This window comes from Streptomyces sp. NPDC089424, from assembly GCF_044749345.1.
Taxonomy (GTDB): Bacteria; Actinomycetota; Actinomycetes; order Streptomycetales; family Streptomycetaceae; genus Streptomyces.
This window is the reverse complement of record NZ_JBIVHU010000010.1, coordinates 65,256-91,920: the sequence shown is the minus strand read 5'-3', so window position 1 is coordinate 91,920 and position 26,665 is coordinate 65,256. Positions and strand designations below refer to the sequence as shown.

Annotated in this window: 25 protein-coding genes and 1 tRNA gene; 14 read left to right on the top strand and 12 right to left on the bottom strand. The window is 74.0% G+C overall.

Annotated elements, in window-relative coordinates; translation table 11 throughout:
* The first annotated feature begins 220 nt into the window (after positions 1-220).
* Both chpD and ACIP2X_RS33260 read left to right on the top strand, forming a co-directional pair.
* Complete coding sequence (gene chpD / locus ACIP2X_RS33265; RefSeq protein ID WP_401681234.1) at positions 221-448, top strand: chaplin ChpD; 228 nt, start codon at positions 221-223, stop codon at positions 446-448.
* Positions 449-554: 106 nt separating this feature from the next.
* Positions 555-1,664 (top strand): LPXTG cell wall anchor domain-containing protein, encoded by a 1,110-nt coding sequence (locus tag ACIP2X_RS33260; RefSeq protein ID WP_401680489.1) that lies wholly within the window; start codon positions 555-557, stop codon positions 1,662-1,664.
* Positions 1,665-1,764: 100 nt separating this feature from the next.
* Here ACIP2X_RS33260 and ACIP2X_RS33255 read toward each other — a convergent pair whose 3' ends face one another.
* The gene (locus tag ACIP2X_RS33255; RefSeq protein ID WP_401680486.1) at positions 1,765-3,114 is read right to left on the bottom strand and encodes an ATP-grasp domain-containing protein; all 1,350 of its coding nucleotides are present in this window, start codon (positions 3,112-3,114) and stop codon (positions 1,765-1,767) included.
* Positions 3,115-3,315: 201 nt separating this feature from the next.
* On the opposite strand from ACIP2X_RS33255, the gene ACIP2X_RS33250 reads away from it, so the two are divergent.
* Positions 3,316-4,638, top strand: a complete 1,323-nt coding sequence (locus tag ACIP2X_RS33250; RefSeq protein WP_401680483.1) for a glycoside hydrolase family 26 protein — start codon at positions 3,316-3,318, stop codon at positions 4,636-4,638.
* Between the two features lie 28 nt (positions 4,639-4,666).
* Here the strand turns inward: ACIP2X_RS33250 and ACIP2X_RS33245 are convergent, their stop codons facing one another.
* The 9 genes from ACIP2X_RS33245 to ACIP2X_RS33205 are packed head-to-tail and all read right to left on the bottom strand — an operon-like array spanning position 4,667 to position 14,524.
* Positions 4,667-5,773, bottom strand: coding sequence for a GNAT family N-acetyltransferase (locus ACIP2X_RS33245; RefSeq protein WP_401680480.1), 1,107 nt, complete (start codon positions 5,771-5,773; stop codon positions 4,667-4,669).
* Complete coding sequence (locus tag ACIP2X_RS33240; RefSeq protein ID WP_401680478.1) at positions 5,770-6,426, bottom strand: lipopolysaccharide biosynthesis protein; 657 nt, start codon at positions 6,424-6,426, stop codon at positions 5,770-5,772. The genes ACIP2X_RS33245 and ACIP2X_RS33240 overlap by 4 nt, the downstream gene beginning before the upstream one ends.
* Positions 6,426-7,589 carry a glycosyltransferase gene (locus tag ACIP2X_RS33235; RefSeq protein WP_401680475.1) on the bottom strand — a complete coding sequence of 388 codons (1,164 nt, stop codon included), beginning with the start codon at positions 7,587-7,589 and terminating at the stop codon, positions 6,426-6,428. The genes ACIP2X_RS33240 and ACIP2X_RS33235 overlap by 1 nt, the downstream gene beginning before the upstream one ends.
* Positions 7,589-8,344 carry a polysaccharide deacetylase family protein gene (locus ACIP2X_RS33230; protein WP_401680473.1) on the bottom strand — a complete coding sequence of 252 codons (756 nt, stop codon included), beginning with the start codon at positions 8,342-8,344 and terminating at the stop codon, positions 7,589-7,591. The genes ACIP2X_RS33235 and ACIP2X_RS33230 overlap by 1 nt, the downstream gene beginning before the upstream one ends.
* Positions 8,328-10,106, bottom strand: coding sequence for a lipid II flippase MurJ (locus ACIP2X_RS33225; RefSeq protein WP_401680470.1), 1,779 nt, complete (start codon positions 10,104-10,106; stop codon positions 8,328-8,330). Before ACIP2X_RS33225 ends, ACIP2X_RS33230 begins: the two co-directional genes overlap by 17 nt.
* Positions 10,103-11,461, bottom strand: a complete 1,359-nt coding sequence (locus ACIP2X_RS33220) for an O-antigen ligase family protein (protein WP_401680467.1) — start codon at positions 11,459-11,461, stop codon at positions 10,103-10,105. Before ACIP2X_RS33220 ends, ACIP2X_RS33225 begins: the two co-directional genes overlap by 4 nt.
* Before the next feature lie 6 nt (positions 11,462-11,467).
* Positions 11,468-12,901, bottom strand: a complete 1,434-nt coding sequence (locus tag ACIP2X_RS33215) for a sugar transferase (protein ID WP_401680464.1) — start codon at positions 12,899-12,901, stop codon at positions 11,468-11,470.
* Complete coding sequence (locus ACIP2X_RS33210) at positions 12,898-14,067, bottom strand: glycosyltransferase family 4 protein (RefSeq protein WP_401680461.1); 1,170 nt, start codon at positions 14,065-14,067, stop codon at positions 12,898-12,900. Before ACIP2X_RS33210 ends, ACIP2X_RS33215 begins: the two co-directional genes overlap by 4 nt.
* Before the next feature lie 49 nt (positions 14,068-14,116).
* The gene (locus ACIP2X_RS33205; RefSeq protein WP_401680458.1) at positions 14,117-14,524 is read right to left on the bottom strand and encodes a hypothetical protein; all 408 of its coding nucleotides are present in this window, start codon (positions 14,522-14,524) and stop codon (positions 14,117-14,119) included.
* A gap of 229 nt (positions 14,525-14,753) precedes the next feature.
* On the opposite strand from ACIP2X_RS33205, the gene chpG reads away from it, so the two are divergent.
* The 8 genes from chpG (at position 14,754) to ACIP2X_RS33165 (ending at position 19,749) form a co-directional block, all read left to right on the top strand.
* Positions 14,754-14,993: a chaplin ChpG gene (gene chpG / locus ACIP2X_RS33200; protein WP_401680455.1), complete on the top strand. Its 240-nt coding sequence runs from the start codon at positions 14,754-14,756 to the stop codon at positions 14,991-14,993.
* 236 nt (positions 14,994-15,229) lie between these two features.
* On the top strand, positions 15,230-15,955 hold the full coding sequence (locus tag ACIP2X_RS33195; protein ID WP_401680452.1) for a hypothetical protein: 726 nt from the start codon (positions 15,230-15,232) through the stop codon (positions 15,953-15,955).
* Between the two features lie 144 nt (positions 15,956-16,099).
* Complete coding sequence (locus ACIP2X_RS33190; protein WP_401680449.1) at positions 16,100-16,381, top strand: hypothetical protein; 282 nt, start codon at positions 16,100-16,102, stop codon at positions 16,379-16,381.
* Positions 16,382-16,598: 217 nt separating this feature from the next.
* A complete protein-coding gene (locus ACIP2X_RS33185; RefSeq protein WP_401680447.1) occupies positions 16,599-17,099 on the top strand; it encodes a DUF5949 family protein in 501 nt (166 codons plus the stop codon).
* Complete coding sequence (locus ACIP2X_RS33180) at positions 17,096-17,710, top strand: vitamin K epoxide reductase family protein (RefSeq protein ID WP_401680444.1); 615 nt, start codon at positions 17,096-17,098, stop codon at positions 17,708-17,710. Before ACIP2X_RS33185 ends, ACIP2X_RS33180 begins: the two co-directional genes overlap by 4 nt.
* Before the next feature lie 110 nt (positions 17,711-17,820).
* Positions 17,821-18,330, top strand: coding sequence for a hypothetical protein (locus tag ACIP2X_RS33175; protein WP_401680441.1), 510 nt, complete (start codon positions 17,821-17,823; stop codon positions 18,328-18,330).
* 119 nt (positions 18,331-18,449) lie between these two features.
* Complete coding sequence (locus ACIP2X_RS33170; RefSeq protein WP_401680438.1) at positions 18,450-18,899, top strand: tyrosinase family oxidase copper chaperone; 450 nt, start codon at positions 18,450-18,452, stop codon at positions 18,897-18,899.
* A complete protein-coding gene (locus ACIP2X_RS33165; protein ID WP_401680435.1) occupies positions 18,883-19,749 on the top strand; it encodes a tyrosinase family protein in 867 nt (288 codons plus the stop codon). The genes ACIP2X_RS33170 and ACIP2X_RS33165 overlap by 17 nt, the downstream gene beginning before the upstream one ends.
* Positions 19,750-19,878: 129 nt before the next feature.
* Here the strand turns inward: ACIP2X_RS33165 and ACIP2X_RS33160 are convergent, their stop codons facing one another.
* Both ACIP2X_RS33160 and ACIP2X_RS33155 read right to left on the bottom strand, forming a co-directional pair.
* Complete coding sequence (locus tag ACIP2X_RS33160; protein WP_401680431.1) at positions 19,879-20,163, bottom strand: chaplin; 285 nt, start codon at positions 20,161-20,163, stop codon at positions 19,879-19,881.
* Positions 20,164-20,452: 289 nt separating this feature from the next.
* Positions 20,453-20,528 (bottom strand) — tRNA-Arg (locus tag ACIP2X_RS33155).
* Between the two features lie 322 nt (positions 20,529-20,850).
* Between ACIP2X_RS33155 and ACIP2X_RS33150 the strand changes: the two genes are divergently transcribed.
* The 3 genes from ACIP2X_RS33150 (at position 20,851) to ACIP2X_RS33140 (ending at position 26,483) form a co-directional block, all read left to right on the top strand.
* Positions 20,851-22,458 carry a dynamin family protein gene (locus ACIP2X_RS33150; protein ID WP_401680428.1) on the top strand — a complete coding sequence of 536 codons (1,608 nt, stop codon included), beginning with the start codon at positions 20,851-20,853 and terminating at the stop codon, positions 22,456-22,458.
* A 981-nt stretch (positions 22,459-23,439) separates the two neighbouring features.
* Entirely contained in the window at positions 23,440-25,614 is a 2,175-nt protein-coding gene (locus ACIP2X_RS33145) for a GTPase (RefSeq protein ID WP_401680425.1), read from the top strand.
* A 377-nt stretch (positions 25,615-25,991) separates the two neighbouring features.
* Entirely contained in the window at positions 25,992-26,483 is a 492-nt protein-coding gene (locus ACIP2X_RS33140; protein WP_401680422.1) for a single-stranded DNA-binding protein, read from the top strand.
* Positions 26,484-26,665: the final 182 nt, after the last annotated feature.

Below are 26,665 nucleotides of genomic sequence, written 5' to 3'. Positions count from 1 at the left end.
AGCCCGGGCGGTCCGCTGAGTCCCTGCGGGCCGCCCGGCGGCGCGTGTGGAAGAAGTTATTTACCGAGCAATCGAGTGAATTCCTCGGTGTTATACGTTCCACGGTTTCTCTGTCTGTCAATTTCTCGTTTGCAGGCTGCAGGTCATGGTGCGAGCCGTACAGCTGTGCTCGCTCGGTCTCGGCCGTCCAAAAGGCATGACCGCAGAGAAGGGAAAGTTCATGAAGAAGAGCGCTGCTGTCGTCGCGGGCGCGATCATGGCTCTCGGGATGGCCACGCCGGCCTTTGCCGACTCGGGCGCCGAGGCTGCCGCTGTCGGTTCCCCGGGTGTCGTGTCCGGCAACGTGGTCCAGATTCCCGTGCACGTTCCGGTCAACGTCTGCGGCAACACCATCAACGTGATCGGGCTGCTGAACCCGGCGTTCGCCAACCAGTGCAAGAACGACTGACGCTGTAACGCACCAGCCGCTCGGCTGCGCCACGGCCGGCCTTGGACGACTTCATCCTTCGCCAAGGCCGGCCTTCCCCACTTCTGCGAGCAGGAAGACAACGAGATTGCGACAGACCCTGAGCAAGGGAATGGTCGCGGCTGCCGCCGCGACGAGCATGCTGTCCCTGTGCGGCGGTGCCGCCCTCGCCGACACGACGGCGGGCGGGGCGGCCAAGGGTTCGCCCGGCGCGGCCCCCGGCAGCAGCGTCGCGGCCCCCGCCGAGGTACCGGCGGCGGCCCCGAGCGCCGCCGAGGAGTTCGACCACGAGGCGTTCTACGAGAACGTGCGCGACGAGGTCTACGCCGACATGGCCATGGCCCAGGACGCCCCGGCCGAGGCGGACACCGCGCAGGACGACGCGGCCGAGTACGGCGCGCCCGAGGACAGTGCCGCCGCGCAGAGCACGCCCGTGGACAGCACGGCCACGGACAGCACGGCCACGGACAGCACGGCCACGGACAGCACCGCCACGGACAGCGCGACCGAGGACAACTCGGCCGAGGACAGCGCGACCGAGGGCAGCACGGCTGACGGCAGTGCGACCGAGGACGGCGCGGCCGTGAGCGGTGTGGCCGAGGACGGCGCCGTCGTCGGCGGCACCACCGCCGACAGCAGCGTCACCGCCACGGACATGGAGGTCGCCGTCGGACAGGGCACCGGCTCGACCTCCGAGAGCGCCCCGGAGACGCCCGCCGCGTCGCCTGCGGAGACCGCCGTGGGAGCGCCCGCGGAGGAGACGTCCGCGGACATGCCGGCGACCCTCGTGGACGACCTGCTCGGCGCGTACGGTGCCGAGTCCCAGAGCGGCTACGGGGACGACACCGGCTACGGCGCGGCGACCGGATACGGCGACGACGCCGGCTACGGAAGCGGCTACGGCGACGAGGGCGGCTACGGCGACACCCCGACGACGCCTCCGCCTCCGTCGACGACGCCCCCGTCGAGCCCCACCCCGACCCCCACTCCGCCCCCGACCTACACACCGCCGCCCTCGCCGACCCCGAGCCAGCCGCCGACCCCCACCGGTCCGCCGCCGCCGGACGACGAGAAGCCGCCGCCGTCACTGCCCGAGACCGGGTCCGAGGCCGTACTCGCCGCCTCGGGCGTCGGCGCCGCGATGATCCTGGGCGGTGCGCTGCTCTTCCGACGAGGCCGAGCCGGCCAGCGCAGGTGACACACCCGGTGCCGGAGACCCCGTGCACCAGGTACGCGTAGTTCCGGGCGCCCCGGGCGACGAACCACCGTCGCCCGGGGCGCCCGCACGAGCGGCCCCCTCAGCGGCTGACCGCCGTCTCGCCCCTCTCGTCGCCCGGGGGGAGGCCGGGGGCTCCGGGGAGACCGGGGGCCGCGGACGGACCGGGGACGACGCCGGACACGTCGGCGGGGCGGGGCTCCGCGGGCGACGCCTGCCGGACCAGCGAGACCCGGGGCCGCACCTCCACCGTCGCCTTCGGCCGCAACCGCGCCCGGAGCCTGCGCAGCACATGGCGGGTCCACAGCGCGCTCATCGCGAGGCCGGGGGCGAGGTCGTCGCGGGCGTGCCAGGCCAGCTCCCGGCCGCCGGGCGCGGGGCGGAGCACGAGAAGCGGGGCGTAGTTCTCCACCACGAACGCCCGTCCCGGCCGCGCCCGGCCGTCCGGCAGCGGGCGATGGGTCAGGTCCAGGTGCAGGGCACGTACGACATCCACTCCGGCGGTGTCGGTGAAGAGCCGGAACTGGGCTCCGGGGCGTGGGTTGAAGTCGAGCAGGTGGTAGCGCCCGGTCGTGCCGCACCGGCGGAAGTCCAGGTCCAGGATGCCGCGGTAGCCGAGCGCGCCGACGAGCCGTTCGGCCAGGGCCCGCACCTCGGTGTTGGCCGTCCACTCGCCGACCGCCGTGAGGCCGGCGGCGCGCGGCCAGGAGTGCAGTTTGCGGCCGGGGCCGCCCGCGCGGACGGCGCCGAAACGGTCGGCGTATCCGTGGAAGAACCAGTCGCGGTCCGGGCCCGGCGGCAGGAACTCCTGCAGCAGCAGCCGGCTGCCCGCCTCCGCGGACCGCTCGTACAGGTCCCGGGCCTCCTGCGTGGAGCGCACCAGGGCGGTGCTGCGCAGACCGGTGCCGGTGGGCAGCAGCCAGGGGCGGCTCCACTTCGCCACCACCGGCAGTCCGAGGCGCCAGGCGGCCCGCGCGGCCTGTTCGGACGTGGCCGGGACCAGCGTGCGGGGGTGCGGCAGGTCCAGGGACGCGCAGATGCCCGCCAGTTCGGCCTTGTCGGCGACGCGCTCGGGCAGTCCGGCGGGCGGCGAGGGGAGCAGGTAGGCGGGCGTGAGCGCGTCGTGCAGCCCGCTCACCGCGATGGCGCTCGCGTCGTCCATCGGGATCAGCACGGACGGCCGCGCGATCCCGGCGGCCACCCGGCGCAGCACCCCGGCGATGTCGTCGGGGGACGCGTCGGGTCCCGGTGGCGTGTGCAGCCGGCGTACGAAGCGGGAGGTGCGGACCGGACTTCCGGCGCAGTCGGCGACGACGTGCACGTCCACGCCCGCCCGGCCGAGCGAGCGTACGGCGCCCAGGGTTCCGTGGTGAAAGGGATTCCGGTCGATCCGCAGCAGGACCACGGGGACCCGGGTGTCGAACAGCGACACGGTGTTTTTCCTTCGGTTGTTTCACCCGTGCGGGCGAGCGGGGCACTCTTACGCCCCCTGCGCACTGGCGGAATTCATACTGATATGACTGAGTGTCAACAACGGGCTGTGGAAAGCCGTCAGGAAATGCGTCACGGACACCGTCCACCCAAATAGGCGTCAGCTGTGGGACGGCGCACGGGAGTGGAGAGAGGAGCAGGCATGGCCGCACAGCATCGCCGGGCCCGGCCCCGGCGGCTGGCGTGCCTCGCGGCGACGGTTCTCGCGTCGGCCGCCCTGGCCACCGGCCCCGGTTTCGCCCTGGGCCTGGGGGTGAGGGTGACCGGCGATCCGCCGACCCCCGCACCCACCGCGCCCACGGCACCCACCGCACCCGCCGCGCCCACGGCACCCACCGCGGCCACGGCTCCGACGGCGGCCACGGCACCCGCGGCGGCCACGACGTCCGGAAAGCAGTTCCCCGCCTTCGGGGCCTATCTCCACTACGCGGAGCGCGGCGTGGCCCGGATCTCCGAGCTCAGCCGCTGGCTGGGCGGTTCCGAGCTGCGCGTCGGCCACACCTATCTGCCGGGCGACCGGTGGAGCAACATCGAGGGGGCGCCGAGCTTCCTGGAGTCGTGGGCCGACTGGCGACGCGCCAAGGCCGACCGGATGTTCGTCCTCAACGTCCCCATGATGGAGCGCAACGAGGAGGGCGTGCGCGACTCCGAGGTGCGCGGACTGCTGCGACAAGGGGCGGCCGGGCAGTTCGACCAGCACTACCGCAGGCTCGCCGAACGCCTGGTCGAGCTGAAGGTCCCGGACACGGTGATCGTGCTCGGCTGGGAGATGAACGGCATCACCTACACCCACCGGTGCGGGCCCGACCCGAAGGCCTGGAAGCAGTACTGGAACAGGATCGTCACCACCATGCGGTCGGTGCCCGGACAGAAGTTCCAATTCGACTTCACCCCGTCGCGCGGCCGGGACGCCATTCCCTGGACGCAGTGCTATCCGGGGGACGCGACGGTCGACATCATCGGAATGGACGCGTACGACCAGCCGGCCGGACTCTCCTTCGACGAACAGGTGAAAGAGCGTTACGGGCTCCAGGACCACGTGGATTTCGCCAAGGCGCACGGCAAGGAGATCTCCTACCCCGAATGGGGACTCTTCCGCAACGGCGACAACCCGGAGTACATGCGCCGCATGCTCGCCTGGATGGACGAGCACAAGCCGCTCTACAACACCCTGACCGACTACTGCCCGCACGGCGTCTGGCAGTGCGACGACAATCCGCGCTCCGCCGCGGTGTACCGGGCGCTTCTCACCGGCCGCACCGACGCCACGTCGCCGCAGTCCCCGTCCCCGCAGCCCACGGGACCGACGCAGCCCGCTCCGCCCACGCCGTCGGTCACACCCCCGGCGACGCCGCCCGCCACGGACCCGGGCGACTGCTCGCCCATGGACCTGGGCGACTGGGTGGAGCACTGGCTCGGCGGCAAGATGTGCATGCGGCTCGACTGGTGGTCGCGAGGGCGCTGAGCGTGCCCGCCGTCGGCGGCAGGCCCGCTCAGGACCTGCCGCCACCGTCGCGCTCCTCCCGCCGGCGCACCAGTTCCTTGCCCCGGCGACGTGCTCCGGCGCCGCACACCGCCGCCGCCAGCAGCGGGGCCGAGCGCCGCCGGGCGAGCAGCAGCCGCTGGTTGACGACGGTCTCGGGACGCCAGTGGTGCTTGTACGGTTCGTCGCCGCGCAGCAGGCTCAGCGTGCCGAGCCCCGCGCCGTGCGCCTGCTCGGCGCCGGCCTCCAGCAGCATCGACGCCACATCCGCCTTGTCCTCCCGCAGCCTCGGGTGCGCGCCGTACAGGTAACCGCCGCTCAGCCGGCGCGACATCAGCGTCAGATCGACGGCCACCACCTCGCCGTCCAGCCGGAACTCGGTGACCACCGCGTCCCCGGTGCGCACCATCTCCGCGACGGCCCGCACCAGGTGGTCGCGGAACCTGGGCAGCAGATGCTCCGACGTCACCTTCCGGCCCTGCCACTGCAACCGGTGCAGTTCCAGCAGCCGCCCCAGGGCCCCTTCCACCTCGTCGGGTTTGACGCAACCGCGCTCCACGCCCAGCGCGTGCACCTTGCGCAGCTTGGCGCGCGCCCGCTGCTGGGACTTCGACGGCAGGCGGCCGATCAGGTCCGCGATCGCCACGGCGGGCAGCTCCAGGCACGGGGAGTCGTCCAGCCGGTGCCGCGGCCCGCCCCACCGCGCGTACACCTGCTCTGCGGCGGCACCGGGCCGGACCTCCCGCAGGTCGATCAGCGCGGTGCGCGCGGCCGCCGCGAGCCCCTCGGTGAGCGCGGTCAGCGCCGCCTCGCCGTGCTCCTCGTCGAGCAGGACGTCCGCGTAGTCGGAGATCGCCCCGCCGAGCGGCACCAGCGCCGGCAGCGGCCGGGACACCCGCATCAGCGGGGCCGCCGCGACGAGTTCACCGCCCGCGTGCACCAGCACCAGCCGCAGCCGGCCGGGCCTGCCGTACGACAGCCACCAGGAGTGCAGCCAGGCGTGGCTCTGGAACGGCGTCGCGCGCGGCGACCGCCCGTACAGCCGGCCCCAGACCGGGGCGAGCCCGGCGAAGGCGGGCTCGTCCGTGACGACTTCCGTGCGGTAGGCGGGCTTCACGGCGCTCGGTGCGCGTCGACGGCGACGGCCGGGCCCGGCACGGAGGCGGCCGGCCCGGTGCCTTCCTGGGCGCGCCGGGGCCGGACCAGCAGGGCGAGCCCGCCGAGCAGACCGCCCGCACTCGCGCCGACCAGGCCGGTCAGCGGGGTGGACGCGGAGGACGGTTCGGCGGGCTTGGTGGCGCGGGCGAACTGCTGGAGCTCCACCTTGGTGGCGTCCGAGCTGTCGTCCGCGTGCCCGGTCAGCGCGCGGGCCACGGCGTTGGCCATGTCGGCGGCGACGTCCCGCCGGGTGGAGGTGGCGGTGATCGCGACCATCGGCGCGTCCGGCGAGGTCGCCGTCCGCACGCTGTCCTGGAGGGTGCGCACCGGCACGCCCGCCCACACCTGCGCGTCCCCGAGCACCGCCACCTGCGTGGCGACCCGGCCGTAGGCCTGCGCGAAGCCCAGCGCGGAGGCCGGGTCGGAGTTCGCGGCGGGCACGGCGACGACGTAGCTGGTGGCGGTGTACTCGGGCGCCGTCAGCTCGCCGTACGCGCCGCCGAGCAGCCCCCCGGCGACCACACCGGCCGCGAGCAGGCTCCAGGGCGGGAGCTTTCCGGCGCGGGCCGGCCGGCCGCCTTGGCGGTGCTGTCCGCTGAGGTTGTCGGTCATCACGAACTGGCTCCCTGGGGTGACGGTGACGAGGGTGCCGCCGCACGCGGGGCGGCGGTCGCGGTCGCGTAGACATCCATGAGCTGTGCGGCGCTGCGGGTGACGCAGTAGTGCAGGGCGGCCTCGGCGGGCGTGCGGGGCCGCGGTCCCGCCGCCCGGGCCTCGGCGACGGCGCGGGCGAACTCCTCGGCGCCGCCGGTCACCCGGCGGGCGTGCGGAGCGGTCTGCGCGGGCAGGTCCTCGATCGCCGGGCAGGAGGCGTGCACGACGGGCAGCCCGGCCGCCAGCGCCTCGATGACGGCGAGCCCGAACGCCTCCTCGGCGGAGGGGGAGACCAGCAGGTCCATCGCCGCGGTCAGGGACGGCAGGTCGGGGCCGGGGGACCCGTCCGGCACGTAGGGGCGCTCACCGGTGAACAGGACGCGGTCGGCGACACCGGCCTCGTGCGCGGTGCGGCGCAGCATGTGCTCCTCGGGGCCGCCGCCGACCAGCAGCAGCCAGTGGTCCTCGGGGAGCCGGGCCAGGGCCCGGACGGCGACGTCGAAGCGCTTGCCCGCGGTGAGGCGGCCGACGGCGCCGATGACGAACGCGGTGTCCGGCAGACCGAACCGCTGGCGGGTGCGCTGCCGTTGCACCGGGTCGAAGAGGAAGCGGGCGAGGTCGACGCCGTTCGGGACGACCGCGATCCGGGCGGCGGGTACGCCCCAGTGTTCCAGCCGGGCGGCGACGGTGGGGGACACGGCGACCGTGGCACGGCCGAGGCGCTCACCGGCCAGGTACAGCCCGCGGACGCCGGCGGTCAGGGGGCGGCCCTCCATCTGGGTCTCGCCCAGGGAGTGCTCGGTCGCGACGATCGCCCTGACCCCGGCGAGGCGGGCGGCGAGCCGGCCGTAGACGCAGGCGCGGTAGAGGTGGGTGTGCACCAGGTCGTAGCCGCCGGAGCGGATGACGCGGGCGAGGCGGGGCAGGGCACCGAGGTCACGGTTGCCGGACATGCCGAGGTGGATGACGGAGACGCCGTCGGCCATCAGGCCGTCGGCGACCGGGCCCGGGTTGGTGAGCGTCACCACGTCGCAGTCGACGGGCAGGTGCCGCAGCAGCAGCCGCAGTTGCTGTTCGGCGCCCCCGACGCCGAGGCCGGTGATGATGTGCAGAGCCTTCATCACACGCCCTCCACCGGGCGCCGGCGCAGCCCGTGCAGCCGGTACTTCAGCAGCAGGCGCACGGCGGTGTCGTTCTGCCCGATGTGCAGCCGGGGCAGGGCGTACGGGCCGGTGAGGGTGCCGGGGTCGATCGCGCAGGCGTACGCGTACCCGGCGTCGCGCACGGCGTCGGCGGCCCGCCGGTCGAGCGCGCCGTACGGGTAGCAGAATCCGGCGACCGGAGCACCGGTCACCTCCGCGAGCGCCGCTCTGCTCTCGACGGTCTCCACCGTCAGCGTGACGTCGTCGGCCCGGGTCAGGTCGACGTGGGTCAGCCCGTGCGAGCCGATCTCGACGCCCTGTTCGGCCGCGGACCGGATGCCGTCGGCGGTCAGCAGCCGCTTGCGCGGGCCGAGCGGATCCCAGGCGTTGTCGCCGCCGAGCCGGCCCGGCAGCACGAACAGGGTGGCGCCGCAGCCGTGCCGGCGCAGCACCGGCAGGGCGGCGTCGACGAAGTCGGCGTACCCGTCGTCGAAGGTCAGCCCGACCAGACCGCGGTCCTCCCCCCGGGCGCGGGCCGCGAGCAACTGGGCCACGGACACGCCCCGCAGCCCCCGTCGGCGCAGCCAGGCGAGCTGGCGGTCCAGGCGGTCGGGGGTGACGGTGATGCGGTAGGGGTCGTCCGAGCAGTCCCCGACGGAGTGGTACATCGCCACCCAGGGGACCGGGGCCGGGGCGCGGACGGCACGCGTGCCGGCGTCAACGGGAACGGGCATGGGCAAGCCTCCGGGTCACGGAACGTACGGAACGGAGCGCGGACACGACGCCCTGCTCGCCCAGCGCCCGGCCGAGCAGCACGAAGACCACGGCGACCGTGAGGCAGCCGAGGAGCAGCCCGGGCAGCGGCGCCTCGAACCGGCTCGCGGCGAAGGCACCGGCGACGGTCGCGCCGGCGGCGGCGACGATCGGCCGGCCGAGGTCCGCGAGGACGTGGCGGAGGCGGAGCGGGACGACGGTGCGGGCGGTGGGCGCGGGCGAGGTGGATGAGGTGGCCGCGTCGGTGGGGGTCGGTGCATCGGGTGCGGTCGGTGCGTCGGGCGGGGTGTCGCCGTTCGGGGCGCGACGTCCGCGCCGTGCCCGCGCGCCGCCGAGCAGCATCCCGGCGGTCAGGGTGATGCCCGCCGCGTTCGCCGCGGCGATGCCGCTCACCCCCCACAGCCCCACCGTGCAGGCCCCGATGCCGCCCGTCGCGGCGACGCCCGCCGCCATCGCGGCCAGCGGGTACCAGCTCGGGCGGCCGTCCGAGAAGTACGTGCGGACCAGGGCGCCGACCAGGGTCTGGCCGAGCAGGCCGAGGGCGTACACCCGCATGACCTCCGCCGTCGCCGCCGTGTCCCGCGCCGTGAACGCGCCCCGCTGGAAGAGGAGTTCGATCATCTGCGGTCCGCACGCGACGACCGTCGCGGCACCGAGCAGGACGATGCACGCGGCGAGCGCCAGATCCCGCTCGACCCGGTCGCGGGCCCGCTCGCCGTCACCGTCGGCCAGGGCCCGCGCGACCACCGGGAAGGTGACCGTGACCAGCATCAGCGACAGCGTCATCGGGATCTGCGCCACCTTCTGGGCGTAGTTCAGGTGCGAGATGGCGCCGGCGTCGAGGTGCGAGGCGAGGAACCGCTCGATGAGGACCTGGGACTGCCGGCACAGCGAGAACAGCAGCACCGCGCAGACCAGCGCGAGCCCCATCCGGCGCTGCGCCTCGCCGTCCTCCTCCGCCGGGCCGCCGGCACTCCTCCCACGCAACTGCCGCCACAGCGACGGAAGTTGCAACGCCACCATCAGGCAGCCGCCCACCGCGACCCCGAGCGCCGCCGAGCGCACCCCCCACCGCCCGCTGAGCACGAGCATCGTCGTGATGATGCCGGTGTTGTAGGCGACGTAGATCGCCGCCGGCGCCAGGAATCTGCGGTGCGCCCGCAGCGCGGCGCTGCAGTACCCGGCGAGCCCGAAGGTCACGACGCAGGTCGCGGTGAGCCGGGTGCAGTCGACGGCGAGACCGGGGTCGGTAAGGCCGGGGGCGAGGGCGCCGACCAGGAAGGGGGCACCGACGACGACCAGGCCCCCGGAGGTGATCAGGGCGAGCGAGAGCCGGGGCAGGGTGGTGGCCACCAGCGCCCGCACCGGGTCACCGGGCGCGCCCCGCGCCCGCCGGGACAGCGCCAGGCTGAACGCCGGGATCAGGACGAGGGCCAGCCCGTCCTCGATCAGCAGGGTGGCCGCGAACTCCGGCACCGTCCAGGCGACCAGGAAGGCGTCCGTCTCGCTGCCCGCCCCGAACAGCCGGGCCAGCGCCTGGTCCCGCGCGAGCCCCAGCAGCGCGCCGGCGACGGAGAGCGCCGCGGTGATCAGGGCCGCCTTGGCGAGGAAGCCGCGGGAGGCCGGGGCCGGTTCGGTGCCGCCCTCGGTCGGCGGCGCGGTGCGTGCGGAGGGCACGGTGGGCTGCGCGGCCCCGGGAGTGCGCGGAGGCGTCACGTTCATCGCGCGTGCGCCCCCTTCGGCCGCACGTCGGCGAGGACAGGCCCCGGGTGCTCGGCCGGCGCCTGCTCGGCGCGCCCGCCGACCAGCGCCCACCAGGCCGCGAGGCCGAGACAGAGGGCGGTCAGCACGGTGGAGGGGCCGCCGATGTCGGCGTACGCGAAGTCGGTCAGCTGCCAGACCAGCAGCCCGCAGGCCACCAGCGCGCAGTCGAGCCCGCGCCCGTCGGCGCGCCGGGCCCCGGCGAGCCCTCGCAGCGCGCACACCAGCAGCGCGAGCCAGCTCCCGGCGAGGGCCAGCAGCCCGATCAGCCCCTGCTCGCTGAGGACCAGCAGATACATGTTGTGCGGGGACAGCAGCGGCTGTCTGCGGAAGGCCGCGCCGGCGCCCTCGGTGTCGCTGGCCGCGGACAGCGCCAGCGACGCGTGGGCGTCCCGGTACTCCGGAAAGCCCTTCAACCCCACCCCGGTCAGCGGCTGTTCGCGCCACATGCCGGTCGCCGCCGCCCACATGGTGTACCGGTCGGTGACCGACTGGTCGGGCGCGTCGGCCACCTGGGTGATGCTGGTGATCCGCTCCTGGAGCAGCGCCGTCCCGACCCCGAAGCCGCCGACCAGGACCACCCCGGCCGCGGCGATCATCGCGCCCGCCCGCAGCGCCCGCCGCATCCCGGCCAGCGCCAGCTGCACCGCGCAGGTCACGGCGGTCGCGATCCACGCGCCCCGGCTGAAGGACAGCGCGAGCGGCACCAGCAGCGCCAGCCCGCACCCGACGGCGATCAGCCGCTGCCGCAGCGGTGCCCGCCCGAGCGCGAGCCCGACCGCGCACACCACCCCGAACGACACCACGCTCGCCATCCCCATGACGTCCTGCGGCCCGAAGGTGCCCACCGCCCGGATCGGCTGCCCCTGGTAGGAGGCGCCGGTCGCGGTGACGTACTGGTGCACGCCGACCGCCCCCTGCCAGCCGGCGAGCGCCACCAGCGACCAGGTGAGCAGCCGGAAGTCGGCCCGGTCGCGGATCAGCAGCAGCACCGCGGCCGGCACCAGCACGAACACCTGGAGGTAGCGGCCCATCCCGGCCAGACCCGCCTCCGGCGAGACCGCTCCCGTCGCCGCCACGGCGAGCCCCACCACGGGCAGCCCGAGGATCACGGCGGCCGTACGGGACAGCGGACGCCGCCGCTGCCGCAGCAGCCGCAGCACACAGAAGCCGACCACCAGCGCGGAGACCGCGTCGGCCGGGGTGGCGCCGCCGCTTCCCGGTGCGAGCGGCAGCCCGACCAGGACGACCACGGCCACGACGGGCAGGACGGGGGACAGGGCCCGGGCCCGCACGGCCGGCGCAGCGAGACTCATCGGCGTTCAGCTCCCCGTCGCGCGGACGAGCGCGGCAGCCGTGCGCAGCAGGATGCAGACGTCCTGCCACAGCGACCAGTTGTCGATGTACGCGTTGTCGAACCGGGCCCGGTCCTCGATCGAGGTGTCGCCGCGCAGGCCGTTGACCTGTGCGAGCCCGGTGATGCCGGCCGGCATGCGGTGACGCGCCGCGTAGCCGGGGTGGGCCTGGCTGAACTGGGTGACGAAGAAGGGGCGCTCGGGCCGCGGTCCGACCAGGCTCATGTCGCCGCGGAAGACGTTCCACAACTGGAGCAGCTCGTCCAGCGAGGTGCGGCGCAGGAACCGGCAGAACCACGGCATGTCGTGCTCGTTGGCCACGCTCCAGCGGGTCGCCGCCTCGTGCTCGTCGGCCGGGCGGTGGGTGCGCAGCTTCAGCAGCGTGAAGGTCCGGCCGTCCTTGCCGATCCGCTCCTGACGGAACACCACGCCCGGCCCGCCACCGATCCGCAACGCCAGCGCGCAGGCCAGCAGCAGCGGGCTGACCGCCACCAGCAGCGCCCCGGACACCACCATGTCCAGCGCCCGCTTGCCGACGTCGGTGCGCCGCCCGGCGCCCAGGTCCAGGCGCCGGCACGCGTACCCGGCGAGCTGCTCCCGGGCCTCGTAGGACGGCGAGTCCGCGTCCAGCTCCCACACCGCGCACCCGGACTCGGCCAGCCCGCGCAGCAGCGGCTCGTGCTCGCTGCGCACGGTGGGGTGGACTACCAGCACGTCCCGGACGCCGTTCTGGATGAGCGCCCGCTGGACCTCCTCGTCGGTCGTGAGCACCGGCAGTCCCTCGGTGCCGTCCGCGTGGTCGGCGACGATTCCCACCGGCCGTACCCCGCACCGGGGGTGACGCAGTACGGCGGCGGCGACCCGCTGGGCGGTGTCGCCGGGCCCGACGACCAGCGCGGCGCGCGGCTGGCGCACCAGCGCGACGCGGCGCCGCCAGTGCACCAGGGCGCGCCCCGCACAGCCCGCGACGGCGTGCACGGCGAAGCCGAGGGCCAGCGTGCCGGCCGGCAGCGCGTGCTGCGGGGTGTACGCGGCGACCAGCGCGCCGAGCGCCAGCCACGCCACCGCGATCCGCCCGCAGACGGTGGGCAGTTCGTCCAGCACGCCCTGGCCGCGCCGGGGCGGACCGTGCGGGCGCACCAGCACGGCCCCGGCGACCAGCAGGCCCATCAGGACGGGCCGGCCGAGCGTCAGCGCCCCCAGCAGGGCCGCGCCGAGATCGGCGCCGAACAGCGGCACCGGGGAGGCGCTCCGGGCGGCGGGCCGCCGGACCGGGAAGGGGAACCCGGCGCCGCCGCCCCTGGCGGGCGTGGGCACGACCGGGACGGTCGGGAATCCGTGGTCCCGTGGCTGGGCGCCGGGGGAGGGGACCGTGCTTTCCGCAGTGCTTTCCGCAGTCACGAGTGGATGGACTCCCTGTACTCGGTGGGCGCGGCCGGTACCGGCGTCCCGGTGCCGAGGAGCGCGCGGTACACGTCCCCCATCGCCCCGGCGGCGTGCCGGACGTCGTGTGCGGCCCGTACGTGCCGTCGGCCCTCGTGGCCGAGCGCTTCGCGCAGCGGCGCATCCAGCAGCAGCGCGGTGAGTGCGTCGGCCAGCGCGGGCGGATCCTCCGGCGGCACCAGACAGCGCGGTGCGTGCCCGGGCGGCAGGCTCTCCCGGGCGCCGTCCACATCCGTGGCCACCACCGGCCGGCCGCACGCCATCGCCTCCAGCGGGGCCAAGGCCATGCCCTCCCAGCGCGACGGCAGTACGACGACGTCGGCCGCCTGGTACCAGGGCGCGGCATCGGGGACCGCCCCGGCGAACAGAACCGGCTCGGGCCCGCGCAGCCGTTCCCGGTCGGGCCCGTCGCCGACCAGCGCCAGCCGCGCCCCCGGCACCCGCCGCACCACCGAGGGCCACGCGGCGAGCAGGACGTCCTGCCCCTTCTGCCGGCACAGCCGCCCCACGCAGACCACCAGCGGCGCCCGCGGAGCGACGTCCGCGCGGAGCGCGGCCCGCACGGTGGCGGCGGCGGCCGGACGGAAGTGCTCGGTGTCGATCCCGTTCGGTACGACCGTCCAGCGGGCGTGGATCCCGGCCCGCAGCCCGGTCCGGCACTCCGCCTCGCTCACGCACACCGTCCGGTGCGCCCACCGCGCCCCGAACCGCTCCCACTTCAGCGCCAGCGCGGCCGTCGTCCCGCCGACCGCCTCGAACGACCAGGCGTGCGGCTGGAACACGGTCGGGATCCGGCCCCGCACGGCGATCCGCCCGGCCAGTCCGGCCTTGGCGCTGTGCGCGTGCACCAGATCCGGCCGCACGTCCCGGACCAGCCGCCGCAGCCGGCGCACCTCGCCGGCGAGCGACGCCCCCGGCGCGCGTGCCGCCTGCCAGGGCCGTACGTCCGCGCCCAGTCGCCGGAGTATGTCGCTCAGCCCGCTGTCCGGGCAGGCGACCGTGACCCCGAGTCCGGCCGCGAGCTGGGCCCGGGTCAGGTCCGCGACCACGCGTGCGACCCCGCCGTCGACGGGCTGCGTGAGGTGGAGGACCCGTGGCCGGGGGTCGGTGGCTGACTGGTGCATTGCGCGGTTTCCTCGCTCACGGATGACGCTGGACGGGCGGGTACGCGCCTCACGGCCGGATGTCGGCGGCGACGAAGAGCACACCGGCCCGGGCCGCGTCCCGGTGGGAAACGAGGCGGGCGGCCGACTGGTTATCGTTTGATCGGAAACCCCCAGGCGGACCGAACACGTCCGCATCGTGGCCGAGCGTGTTCACGGGCGACGTGACCTGTCCGGCCGCCCCTGCGCCGATCGGCGGATTCCGCACGTCACCGTGAGGCACGACGGAATCGGTGAAGTCGCCCCCGGACACGGAGGGTGACGCCGGGGCGGGGGTGCGATCACCGTTGCAGGTGAACGGTCCGACACCTGAGCGGTCGAGGAACGCGCGGAGGGTGGGGCGGGAGAGGCCCGGCCGCTTCCCCTTCGCGGCCGGCGGCGTCGCGCGGCGCAGCAGCGAACCCGGGGAATTGCGCATGGCCGCGGGGCCCTTTCGAAAGGCGGGCTACAAGGGGGCGTCGGACGGTCCGAAACTCTAGTCGCTACCCCCATGAACCATCCGAAACCGGGCATGTGTGTCGGATTCGTGAACGTCACTTCGAGCAGAGATCACCCCATTGGTGGCAGAACTCCGGCGCGGCCCGCGCGTTGACACAGCGCCGGGTATCCGCCCGGATGTTTGTGTCAACTCCAAGGAGCACCTCTCCATGTCGCGTATCGCGAAGGGCCTGGTCCTGACCTCCGTCGCCGCCGCCACGGCGGCCGGCACCGCCGGCGTGGCCGCCGCCGACAGCGGCGCCCAGGCCGCCGCCGCCCACTCCCCGGGCGTGCTGTCGGGCAACGTCCTCCAGGTTCCCGTGCACGTCCCGGTCAACGTCTGCGGCAACACGGTCGACGTCATCGGCCTGCTGAACCCGGCGTTCGGCAACGAGTGCGAGAACGACTGACGTCGCAGCAACTCCCCGGCCGGCCGCTCTCCCTGACGGGAGGGCGGCCGGTTCGTCATGTCGTGCCACGAATGGGGCACGGGTGGAACGGTCCGGCACGCGGTGCCCGGCGCACCGTCCCACCAGCGGTGATGCGGGAGCCCGGCGGGTCGCGCAGGGTGCCTGACCGGTTGCGAGCCGTGACGGTCACTCGCACGGTGGACGCAGTCCCCGACGCACCATCGAAAGGAACGCTCATGCGTGGTCTGCCCGCACGGCGTCTCGCGTCCTCCGCGCTCTGCGCCGCCCTCGTCCTCGGCATCGCCGCCCCCGTCGCCGTGGCGGCGGACCACGACTCGGCCCGGTCGCGCACCTCCACCCCCGTCCCCGGCGCGGAGGACCTGATCCCCCAGATCGAGTACCTCGCCGGCCTCGACCCCGCGTTCGCCCCGGTCGCCGACCTGCTCGACACCGTCCTCACCGCCGAGGGAGGTCAGCTGACGGAGGACCAGGCGACCGCGCTCGAGGACTCCGTGCAGGAGGCGATCGAGGAGTTCATGGCGGAGATGTCGGCGACGACGCCGTCGACGGTCACGCCGGCGCCGTCCGCCGCGCCGTCCACCCCGCAGGCGCCCTCGCTTCCCGCGGCTCCGTCGGCCCCGGCCGTCCCGTCGGCTCCCGGCACCCCCGCCGCCCCGACTCCGGCGGCCACCCTGCCGGCCACGAGCGTTCCCGCGACGACCCTGCCGGCGCCGGTCGACGACGACATCGACATGCCGTCCGCCGACGTCACGGAGGACACGATCAGCGAGCTGGAGAAGCTGATCGACGAGCTGCTCGACGCGGCGACCTCCGGCGTGGCCGGCGAGGTGGTCCCGGCGGCCACGGACGTGATCACCGGACTGCTGGACCTCCTCACCGACCTCCTGGCCGCCGCCGGGCTGCCGGTGCCGAGCCTGCCGGTGGAGGCGTCCGCCTCCTGAGGACCGCGGTCCCGGGCGCCGCGGTGGCCTGGAAAACGGCTGTTATATGAGGAAGCGGAACGCCGTTTCCGCGCCTTTCGGGAATCGTTGGGCACGACGTCAGAATTCCCTGCGGCGACACCGGTCGCCGACGAAAGGAAAACGATGAAGTCGCTGAAGGCTGCCGCTGTCGTTGCCGGGTCCCTGGTCGCCACGGGTGCCGCCGCCCCCGCGTTCGCCGCGTACGACCCCGCCGACGTCGCGCCCACCAGCCTCAACGGCGCCGTGAACAAGCTCACCGCGGAACCCATCGACGTCATGCCGCTCAAGCACCAGTCGCGGGCGCTCGACACCGAGAACAAGGACTCGGCGCTCAGCACCGTGAAGGACACCACCACCACCCTGAACAAGGGCGGGCTGCTGGGTGGTCTGCCGGTCAAGCACTGACGTCCGCCGGGACGCCGTACGCGGCCTCGGGGCGCGCTCCCGGGCGGGCGGCGCGCCGACAGGACAGTTCACGAAAGGGCCGATTCCGTTCCCACCGGAATCGGCCCTTTCGCGCGGTGTCGGGGGCGTCCCTCGTTCGGGTGGACGCCGTGGGGGCCCTGGGCCGCCCGGGTGACAACGGGGCGGGCACGGCCGGGCCCGTGGATATGGTCGCGCGGTGACCACAACCCCCAGCGAAGCCCGCCCGTTCCACCCCGCCGACCTGGGCACGCTCGTCATCATGCCGTGGACCGGAAAGGTCGAGGACGGCAAGGACATGCCCTATCTCCTCGCCTGCTCCCGGGGCGACGGCCCCGACGGTCCCGACGCGTCGCGCGCCGCCGTCGAACGGCTGCTGGGCGACGCCGGACTGCCCCTCGGCGACGACCTGATCGACGGCGGCACCCGGCCGAGCCTCCCGGTCACCCTGCTCGTCGTGGCCGGCCAGGCCGTCGTCACCATGCCGCGCCTCAACACCCAGTGCCCCGTGCAGCCCGCCTGGCTGGCCGCCGTGGCCAAACGCGGCTACGCCTACCTGTTGTTCACCGCACGCCCCTGGCCCGAGGCCCAGGTCGGCAAGGCCGTCACCCCGGACGCGCTGCGTGCGTTCGTCACGTCCGAGGAGACCGTGCAGGCCTCCGCGCACCTGCTCCTGCCCGCACGCAGCCTGCGTCAGTGAGGGCGCGCGTCGGGCAGCACGCGCGCGGGACCGGGACCGCGGGCGCGAGCCGTGCCTTCGCCCTGCTGCTGGTGGTCACCGGAGCGGCCGGGCTGCTGGCCTCGTGGGTCATCACCCTGGACAAGTTCAAGTTGCTGGAGGACCCCGACTTCACCCCGGGATGCAGCCTCAACCCGGTGGTGTCCTGCGGCAGCGTCATGGAGAGCGACCAGGCCGCCGCCTTCGGGTTCCCCAACCCGATGCTGGGGCTGGTCGCCTACGCCGTCGTGATCTGCGTCGGCGTCGGCCTGCTGGCCGGCGCGGTCTTCCCCCGCTGGTTCTGGCTGACGTTCGACGCGGGCTGCCTGTTCGGTGTGGGATTCGTGTCCTGGCTCCAGTTCGAGTCCCTGTACCGGATCAACGCGCTGTGCCTGTGGTGCGCGCTGGCGTGGGCGGCGACCATTCCGCTGTTCTGGTACGTGACGTCGTACACCGTGCGGCAGGAATTCCTGCGTGTTCCGCGCTGGTTGCGGACGTTCTTCGACGAGTACACGTGGCTGGTGGTCGCCCTGCACCTCGGAATCGTCGGGATGCTCATCCTGACGCGCTGGTGGGACTTCTGGACGAGCTGAATCTCGTACTACTGCGGCAGTCGGGCGAATTGTGCGCTGGTGCTGTTTCCCGGCTCGTTGATCGGTACGCACGCACAGCCCCCGATTCTCCGAAAGGGACCGCACCCGAGATGAAGTCGACCACCCGAGGAACCCTCGCCGCAGTGCTCACGTGTGTGGCGGCCGCCGCGACCGGTGCCGCCGCGGCACCCGCCGCCGCTGTCCCCGTTCCCGTGCCGCTGGAGGGAGCCGAGACCGCCCTCGGTATGGAACTGCCGCAGATCGCCGCCGACGTCCCGGCGCCCAAGCCGGGTGTCCCCGACGGCCCGCGGTACGTCGAGGGCCGCTTCCTCCCCGAGCGGGTGCTGCCGCAGGTGCCGGTCAGGGGCGGGCTGCCCGGCGCGGACCTGCGCGCGCCGGTGCCGCGGGCCCTCGGTGACGACTTCGACCACATCGGCGTCTCCGCGCCCGCCTCCGACCTGCGCTCCGCGGCGCCGGGCCTGGACGTGGACGCCCCGCTCACCGCGCCCGACGGCGAGAACTTCGGCATGCCCGAGACGAAGCTCCCCCAGGTGGGCGTGCTGGCACCGGCGTTGCAGACGGTTCCGGGCGCGAACCTGATGGCGGGTCCCGGCCTGTAGGGGCCCACCGGGCCCGGGCGACGACGTCCGGGCCTGCTCCGTCCGGGCGCCTACGGTGACCGCCGGGGGTGCCGCGCGGTTACTCCGGTACGACAACCGAACCGGAGGAGGAGCACACGATGGTCGTCGGCGGCGGAGTGGCGGAGGGTGCGGGGGGCGGCGGGGCCGTGAGACCGGGGGCTGCGGGGGGCGGTGCGGGGCCGCGGCGCCACGTCGCCGCCGGGGCGGAGGGTACCGTCGCGCGGGGCACCCGACGGGATGTCGTACGGGGGCTGCTGGCGTCGGCCGCCGTGCTGGCGGTGCCGGCCTGCGACCCCGGCGAGCTCCTGGGCGACACCTTCGACGAGACGTACCGGGGCCGGCGGATCCGGGGGAGCGGGGGCCAGGTCACCGTGGACGGCCGGCCGCTGCATCTGATGCGCCGCGCCGACGGCACCTGGCTGAGCATGATCGACCACTACTGCTCGTACCCCACCCCGCGCGAGGCGGCCCGCGCGGCCGTCGACGAACTGGGTACGACGGGAGCGCTGCCGCTGACGGAGGGGGCCCACCATGGCGTACACGCGTAAGGACGTCAGCACGCTGACCCCCGGTGAGAGGCGGCGGTTCGTCGACGCGCTGCTGGGGCTGAAACGGCGGGGCGAGTACGACGAGTTCGTGCGGATGCACATCGAGTACTACGTCGCCGACGGCGAGCGGGGGCTGCGTACGGCCCACATGGCGCCGTCCTTCCTGCCCTGGCACCGGCAGTTCCTGCTGGAGCTGGAGCGGGCGTTGCAGCGGCTCGACCCGTCGGTGACGGTGCCGTACTGGGACTGGACCCGGGACCGCGGGACCACCTCGGTGCCCTGGACGCCCGACCTGCTGGGCGGCAACGGGCGGCGGTCCGACCGGCAGGTCACCACCGGCCCGTTCGCTTACGCCGCGGGCAACTGGAGGCTGAACGAGAACGTCTCGGACGTGCGGTTCCTGACCCGGGACCTGGGCCGCGCGCGGGACCCGATCGCGCTGCCGACCAGGAGTGACGTGGAGACGGCGCTGAAGGATCCCGTCTACGACGCCGCGCCGTGGGACTCCACGGTCTCGAAGGGCTTCCGGAACAAGCTGGAGGGGTGGGGCGCCGGGCGGGGCAGCGTCTCCTGGAGGAACCACAACCGGGTGCACCGCTGGGTCGGCGGGGTGATGGTCGGCGGCGCCTCCGTCAACGACCCGGTCTTCTGGCTGCACCACGCCTACGTCGACCTGCTGTGGTCCCGCTGGCAGGCGCGGCACCGGAACCACCGCTACCTGCCGGCCGCGCCGCTCGGGCAGGGCGACGCCCAGCGCGGGCGGGTGGTGGCGCGGCACCAGGCGATGCCGCCGTGGAGCGTGACGCCGGATCAGCTGGAGGACCACGGGCGGTTCTACCGGTACGGGTGAGCCGGCCAGGACACACAGGAGCCCCGGCGCTCGGGGGTGCCGGGGCTCATGAGGTACGGAAGGCACCCCGGGGGCACTGACCGGAACCTCGTGAGGTGCGCTCGTCAGTGCCCCGTGGGGTACGGCGTCTCAGCTGCCGTAGCCGTCGAGGGCCTTGTCCTTGGTGCTGCTGTCGCCGTTGTTCTCGCAGATGTTGCCGAAGGCCGGGTTCAGCAGCCCGATCACGTCGACCGTGTTCCCGCACACGTTGACCGGGATGTTGACCGGGACCTGGACGACGTTGCCCGACAGCACGCCCGGCGATTCGGCGGCCGCCCCCAGGGCGTCCGCGTCCGCCATGGCCAGGCCGGCTCCGCTGAGGACGATGGCACCCGTGCCGAGAGCCACACCGGCTGCCTTCGCGATGCGTGACATCACGTTCTCCTTAGTTGCTCGGTAAGCGCGGCAGCAGACGTGCCGCCGACTCCCCGTTCAACGCGGGCGGCCGGGCAGGGTAACGGTGATCATCTGCGGATCACCCTTTTTGAACAGGCGCTTCGCGCTCGAACGCGCGGGGGCGTGTTTGACCCGGCCGAGCGGGGGGCGCCGCGGGGCGCACGAACGCCGCCGCTCGGGCGGACCGGGCGTGGGTCACGCCCCCGGCACCGGATGGCCTGGCCCTGGGCGGGCAGCAAAAAAGCCCTCCCAGAGGGAGGGCGGAGACTGGCGCCCCCGGCAGGACTCGAACCTGCGGCCAAGCGCTTAGAAGGCGCCTGCTCTATCCACTGAGCTACGGGGGCCGGGTGTGTGGCCTCTGTCGTGGGTGCCCGGGTGTGGGCCGATCCGTGACGTCGCCGGGGACAAGGATAGGGCTCCCGGATCCTTGACCCTGTTGCTTCGCCTCCGTGGCTCGATGTGGAGGTTCGGTGAAGCGGTCCTGATAATCGCAGGCAGGTACGAATCGTGCATCGCTTTTGGCGTCTCGCGCGCCGGGTGTTGTGCACTCGTTATGCCTCGACTGTGCCCGTGTCCCGGTAGCCCCTTCCGTCCGGGTGTGTTCCGTCGGCGCGCAGACATGCCCATATGCTTCAGATATCACGTAAAATTGGGCATTCTTCGCATGTGGTGACCTTGGACGTACGGCCTCAGCTGCTCGACGCACTTTCCGCGCTGCGCGACCGCGTCGCCGCCGCACGCTTTCCGCTTCCCCTGGCGGGCGCCCCGCGCGCGCGTGCCAACCGCGACGAACTGCTCGCCCAGCTCGACGACTACCTGGTGCCCCGCCTGAGAGCGCCGGAAGCGCCCTTGCTGGCCGTCGTGGGAGGCTCCACGGGCGCCGGCAAGTCGACCCTCGTCAACTCCCTCGTCGGCCGCAGGGTGAGCGAGGCCGGCGTCCTGCGGCCCACCACCCGGACGCCCGTACTCGTCTGCCATCCGGAGGACCATCACTGGTTCAGCGGCATGCGCGTCCTGCCCGACCTCGCGCGCGTGTGGGTGCCTCACCAGGAGCCCGACGACGATCCGGTGGCCTCCGGTGAGACCGCCGCCCGCGTGCTGCGTATCGAGACCGCCGAGACCCTGCCCCGGGGCATCGCCCTCCTCGACGCACCCGACATCGACTCCCTCGTCGCCGACAACCGCACCCTCGCCGCCGAGCTGATCTGCGCCGCCGACATCTGGGTCATGGTCACCACGGCGGCCCGTTACGCCGACGCGGTCCCGTGGCACCTGCTGCGCACCGCCAAGGAGTACGACGCCACCCTGGTCACCGTCCTCGACCGGGTCCCCCACCAGGTGGTCGGCGAGGTCTCCCGGCAGTACGCCGCCCTGCTCACCAAGGCCGGCCTCGGCGACGTACCCCGCTTCACCGTGCCCGAGCTGCCGGAGTCCGCCTGGGGCGGCGGCCTGTTGCCTGCCACCGCCGTCGCGTCGCTGCGCACCTGGCTCGTCCAGCAGGCCCAGGACCCGGCGACCCGCCAGCACACCATGGCCCGTACGGCGTACGGCGTCCTCACCTCCCTGAAGTCCCGGATGCCCGAGCTGGCCGGCGCGGCCGCCGCCCAGTACGCCGCCGCCCTCCGGCTCACCTCCGCCGTGGACCTCGCCTACGACGGCGAGCACGCGCGCGTGAGGGGGCGTCTGCAGTCCGGTGCCGTCCTCGCCGGGGACGCCCTGAAGCGCTGGCGGGCCTTCCCGCTCGACTGCAAGGCCGGCGAGCTTCTCGACACCCTCGTGGAGAGCCTCGGCGCCCTGCTGCTGTGCGCCGTCACCGCGGCCGACGAGCGCGTCGACGAGGCCTGGCGGCGCGAACCCGCGGCGGCCGCGCCGGAGCTCGCGGAGCGGGACGTGTCCACGGAGAACGCCGAGCACCGCATCGGGATGGCGGTACGGCGGTGGCGGCGCGAGCTGGAGGAGTACGCGGAGGAGGAGGTCCGCAAACTCGACCGCGGCATCGCGCCGGATCCGGAGGTCGTCGCCGTCCTCGTCGTCACCGCGCTGCTGGGCGGCCGCCGGGCCCGTTCCGCCGGCGAGGGCCTGGCCGAACGGCTCGGAGCGCACGGGGCGCTGCGGCTGCGGGACCGGGGCGGGCGGTTGCTCAACGACTGTGTGGACCGGGTCATGCACAACGAACGCGAGCGCCGCCTCGCGCCCCTCGACGCCCTCGACGTCCATCCCGAACCGCAGGCGGAACTCATTGCCGCGTTGTCCGTACTGCAGAAGGAGAGGTGACCGGTGACTGCCGTCACTGACCAGGACCACACGGAACACGCCGATCCCGAGCAGCCGGAGAGGCGGCCGGAGGATGCGGAGGCGCGGGAGGCGCGAGAGGCGCGGGAGGCAGCGGGCAGGCCGACGGGGTCTGAGAGGCCGGACGGGTCGAAGAAGCCGGAGGCACGGGTGAAGCTGCCGAAGCCGGAGAGGTCGGAAGGGTCGGAGAAGGTGAAGGGGTCAGAGGGGTCAGAGGGGCCGCAGGGGTCACAGGGGCCACACGGGTCTGAGGGGTCATTGGGGTCACCGTGGTCTGAGAGGACAGTGGGGCCACAGGGGTCAGCGGGTTCAGCAGGGCTGTCAGGGTCGGCGGGGTTCACGGAGCCCCAGGGGCTTGAGAGGCCTGAAGGGCAAGGTGGGTCCGGAGGGCCGGAGGGGTCGGAAGCGGCGGGCGTCGCGGGTACGCGCGAGTTCGGCCGCATGGAGGGGTGGCCCGCTGGGTGGACGGTCCGGCACGCCGAGTCCGTTGATTCCGAAGGTGCTCGCTCCGAAGGTCGTACACCTGAGGGGGAGGCCGCTGGACCTACCTCTGAAGTGCCCGACTCCGAGGCGCACGGTTCCGCGAGCCCCGACCCTGCGAAACCCACTCCCCAGGACCCCACCCTCGAGCAGCCTGAAGCCGCCGACGGGGACTCCGTGGACGAGCAAACCGAAAAGAGGCCCATTGGGGAGGATTCCGGAAAGGACTCCCCTCAGGGTGCCGATTCCGAAAAGGGCGCCCCGGAGGACAGCGTCGATTCCGGAAACGGTGCGAAGGGCTCCGCGGAGGATGGCGATGAGGAAAAGGACGCCTCCGCCGCCAAAAAGGACTCCTCATGGAGGACGGAATGGGCGAGCGGGGCGTTCAGGCGGCCCTGGAGGGCCCTGCGCAAGGCGGGGGAGTCCGGGGCTAAGGAAGAGCAGGGCGGCGATCTCTCGGACGGGGGCGAGGGGCACGCGCGCGTGGAGGGCCCCTCGCGCCACGACTCCAAGGGCCGTACGGGCACGCTCGGACGCGGCGACACGAAGGGGCGGGGTGGCGCGGAGGGTCGCGGTGGTGCGGAGGGGCACGGCGACGCGAAGGGGCGCGGCCACACGAAAGGACGTAGCGACACCAAGGGGCGGAGCGACACCAAAGGACGTAGCGACACCAAGGGGCGGAGCGACACCAAAGGACGTAGCGACGCCAAGGGCCGGAGCGACACCAAAGGGCGTAGCGACACCAAAGGACGAAGCGAGGCCAAAGCTCGCGGGATTCTCCGGCGCGACGACACGAAGGGCCGTTCCGGCATCCTGCGGCGCGACGACGCCGCCAGTCGGGCCGGCGCCCGTCCCGACAGCACCACGGGACGCTCCGGTCCGCCCCTCCACGTCGGCCCCCCGAGCCGCAGCGACACCACCCGCCGCGACGTCCCCTCCCGTCGCAAGGACTCCGAGGGCGCCTGGGACGACGGGCTCATCGCGCGCCGCGTGACCGAGGGAACCGGTGCCGAGCATGCCGCCGTCGTACCGACCCGGCCGACCGGGCCGCAGAGCGTGGCGCCGCTGGCGTACGACGGTCCGTTGCGCTCGCGGCTGGACGCGATGCGGGAGCTGGTGGGGCTGTCGCGCACCCGGCTCGACAGCACGACGCTGGCCGAGGCGGGCCGGGTGCTGGACGAGGCGGCCGCGCGGCGCAAGCTCTCCGGGCAGCACACCGTCGTCGCGATCGCGGGCGCGAGCGGCAGCGGCAAGTCGCAGTTGTTCAACGCGCTCGCCGGGGTGGCGATCTCGGAGACCGGTGTACGCCGGCCCACGACCGGCGCGCCCATCGCGTGCAGCTGGAGCGACGGCGCGGCCACCCTCATCGACCGGCTCGGCATCCCGGGGCGGCTGCGCCGGCGCCCGTTGCAGAGCCCGGAGGCGGAGGAGCAGCTGCGGGGGCTGGTCCTGGTGGACCTGCCCGACCTCGACTCCGCGGCAGTGCAGCACCGCGAGCAGGCGGAGCGGCTGCTGGACCTCGTGGACGCGGTCATCTGGGTGGTGGATCCGGAGAAGTACGCCGACGCCGTACTCCACGAGCGCTATCTGCGGCCCATGGCCGGGCACGCGGAGGTCATGTTCGTGGTCCTCAACCAGGTCGACCGGCTCCCCGGGGAGGCGGCCGACCAGGTGCTCGACGACCTGCGGCGGCTGCTGGACGAGGACGGCATCGCGCTCGGGGAATTCGGCGAACCGGGCGCGGCGGTGCTCGCGCTGTCGGCGCTCACCGGCGAAGGCTTGGGGGAACTCCGGGAAGTGCTTGGGCAGTTCGTGACGGAACGGGGCGCCGCGGCGCGGCGTATCTCCGCCGATCTCGATGCCGCCGCCGCGCGGCTGTGGCCGGTCTACGCCACCCGGCGGCGCACGGGGCTCAGCGAGCAGGCGCGCGACGAGTTCTCGGCGCGGCTCGCGGACGCCGTGGGCGCGACCGCCGCCGGTGAGGCGGCCGAACGGGCCTGGTTGCGCAATGCCAACCGGGCGTGCGGGACGCCTTGGCTGCGGCTGTGGCGGTGGGTCCAGGACCGGAGCGAACTCCCGACGGGACGAATCCCGTTGCGCTCGCAGGCCGACGAGCAGGCCACGGCGCGGCAGCGGGTGGAGCAGGCGGTGCGTACGGTGGCCGACCGGGCGTCGGCCGGGCTGCCCGCGCCGTGGGCCCAGGCCGTGCGGGAGGCCGCCGCGCGCGGGTCCCAGGGGCTGCCCGAGGCGCTCGACGAACTCGCGGCGCGCGCCGGGTTGCCGCCGGGGAGGCCGCCCCGGCCGGGGTGGTGGCCGGCGGCCGTGCTGGTGCAGGCGTCCATGACGCTGCTGCAGATCGTGGGCGGGCTGTGGCTGGTGGGGCAGATCGTCGGGGTCATGGCGCCGAATCTCGGGGTGCCGGTGCTGCTGATGCTGTCCGGGATCATCGGCGGCCCGCTCGTGGAGTGGAGCTGCAAACTGGCCGCGCGGGGGCCGTCCCGGCGCTACGGGCTGGAGGCGGAGCGGCGGCTGCGGGAGGCCGCGGCCGGGTGCGGGCGGGCTCGGGTGCTGGATCCGGTGGCCGCGGAGTTGCTGCGGTACCGGGAGGTGCGGGAGCAGTACGCGCGGGTCATGGGGACCGCGGCGGGGGTCAAGTAGGTCTGCGGTAGCGCGGCGCGCTGTCCGGGAGGGCGCCCGGGAAGAGCGTTTCCGGGCGCGCCCTCGCGGGTTGTCCCTCGAACGGGTGGCTGAGTTTTCCACAGGCCCGGGGATCGTCCACAGCGCTCGGCGGGCTCGTTCCGGCGGAGGCAGTCTGGCTTCGCGGCGATCACGACGGACGCGGTCGCCGCGAGGGCGGCGGTACGCGAACCAGTGCGGCCGTTGCCACGGTGGCGGTACGCGAACCAGCGCGGCCGTTGCCACGGTGGCGGTACGCGGCGAGCGCGGCCGCCGTCGGCAGACGCAGCCGTACGGGACGGGCCCGTGGGTGTGTCCGCCCGGTGCGAGCGGCCGGGCGGGGGAGGGATGCGACGAGCATGAACGAGACGATGGTGTGCGCGGTGGGGAACGTGGCGACGCAGCCGGTCTACCGGGAGTTGGCCACCGGCCCGTCGGCACGGTTCCGGCTGGCGGTGACGGCCCGGTACTGGGACCGCGAGAAGAACACGTGGACGGACGGCCACACCAACTTCTTCACGGTGTGGGCCAACCGGCAACTGGCCACCAACGCGGCGGCCTCCCTGGGGGTGGGTGATCCGGTCGTGGTGCAGGGCCGGCTGAAGGTACGGACGGACGTACGCGAGGGGCAGAGCTGGACGTCGGCCGACATCGACGCCGTGGCGATCGGGCACGATCTGGCGCGGGGGACTTCGGCGTTCCGGCGCGGCAGTGTCAAGAGCGAGGCCACGGGAGCCGGTTCACCGCAGTCACCCGAGCCGGTGTGGGAGACGCCGCCGGGCGGGGAGAGTGAGGACGGCACGGCGGAAGCGGAGTCGTCGCGGCGGCAGGAGGTCGCGGCGGTGACGTGACCCGCCGCTGGTGCGACGCCGTTGTGTGACGAACTGCGGCTTATCGACGGATACATACTGGGTTCGACCTCGGTGGATTTGTCGATAAGCCCTGTTCGTAGAAGGTCTGGGCGATAACGATTGCGATTCGGATCCGCGGTCCGGCGGGATCACCGGGAAGCCTGGTGCGCCCGCATCCCTAG

What these genes read in the sequence shown, in the direction of transcription:
- ACIP2X_RS33235 (WP_401680475.1), bottom strand. Translation starts at nt 7,589, where the DNA reads ATGAAGGCTCTGCACATCATCACCGGCCTCGGCGTCGGGGGCGCCGAA.
- ACIP2X_RS33160 (WP_401680431.1), bottom strand. Translation starts at nt 20,163, where the DNA reads ATGTCACGCATCGCGAAGGCAGCCGGTGTGGCTCTCGGCACGGGTGCC.
- ACIP2X_RS33140 (WP_401680422.1), top strand. Translation starts at nt 25,992, where the DNA reads ATGAACGAGACGATGGTGTGCGCGGTGGGGAACGTGGCGACGCAGCCG.
- ACIP2X_RS33170 (WP_401680438.1), top strand. Translation starts at nt 18,450, where the DNA reads ATGGTCGTCGGCGGCGGAGTGGCGGAGGGTGCGGGGGGCGGCGGGGCC.
- chpG (WP_401680455.1), top strand. Translation starts at nt 14,754, where the DNA reads ATGTCGCGTATCGCGAAGGGCCTGGTCCTGACCTCCGTCGCCGCCGCC.
- ACIP2X_RS33225 (WP_401680470.1), bottom strand. Translation starts at nt 10,106, where the DNA reads ATGAACGTGACGCCTCCGCGCACTCCCGGGGCCGCGCAGCCCACCGTG.
- ACIP2X_RS33250 (WP_401680483.1), top strand. Translation starts at nt 3,316, where the DNA reads ATGGCCGCACAGCATCGCCGGGCCCGGCCCCGGCGGCTGGCGTGCCTC.
- chpD (WP_401681234.1), top strand. Translation starts at nt 221, where the DNA reads ATGAAGAAGAGCGCTGCTGTCGTCGCGGGCGCGATCATGGCTCTCGGG.
- ACIP2X_RS33210 (WP_401680461.1), bottom strand. Translation starts at nt 14,067, where the DNA reads ATGCACCAGTCAGCCACCGACCCCCGGCCACGGGTCCTCCACCTCACG.
- ACIP2X_RS33165 (WP_401680435.1), top strand. Translation starts at nt 18,883, where the DNA reads ATGGCGTACACGCGTAAGGACGTCAGCACGCTGACCCCCGGTGAGAGG.
- ACIP2X_RS33240 (WP_401680478.1), bottom strand. Translation starts at nt 6,426, where the DNA reads ATGACCGACAACCTCAGCGGACAGCACCGCCAAGGCGGCCGGCCGGCC.
- ACIP2X_RS33175 (WP_401680441.1), top strand. Translation starts at nt 17,821, where the DNA reads ATGAAGTCGACCACCCGAGGAACCCTCGCCGCAGTGCTCACGTGTGTG.
- ACIP2X_RS33195 (WP_401680452.1), top strand. Translation starts at nt 15,230, where the DNA reads ATGCGTGGTCTGCCCGCACGGCGTCTCGCGTCCTCCGCGCTCTGCGCC.
- ACIP2X_RS33230 (WP_401680473.1), bottom strand. Translation starts at nt 8,344, where the DNA reads ATGCCCGTTCCCGTTGACGCCGGCACGCGTGCCGTCCGCGCCCCGGCC.
- ACIP2X_RS33190 (WP_401680449.1), top strand. Translation starts at nt 16,100, where the DNA reads ATGAAGTCGCTGAAGGCTGCCGCTGTCGTTGCCGGGTCCCTGGTCGCC.
- ACIP2X_RS33205 (WP_401680458.1), bottom strand. Translation starts at nt 14,524, where the DNA reads ATGCGCAATTCCCCGGGTTCGCTGCTGCGCCGCGCGACGCCGCCGGCC.
- ACIP2X_RS33220 (WP_401680467.1), bottom strand. Translation starts at nt 11,461, where the DNA reads ATGAGTCTCGCTGCGCCGGCCGTGCGGGCCCGGGCCCTGTCCCCCGTC.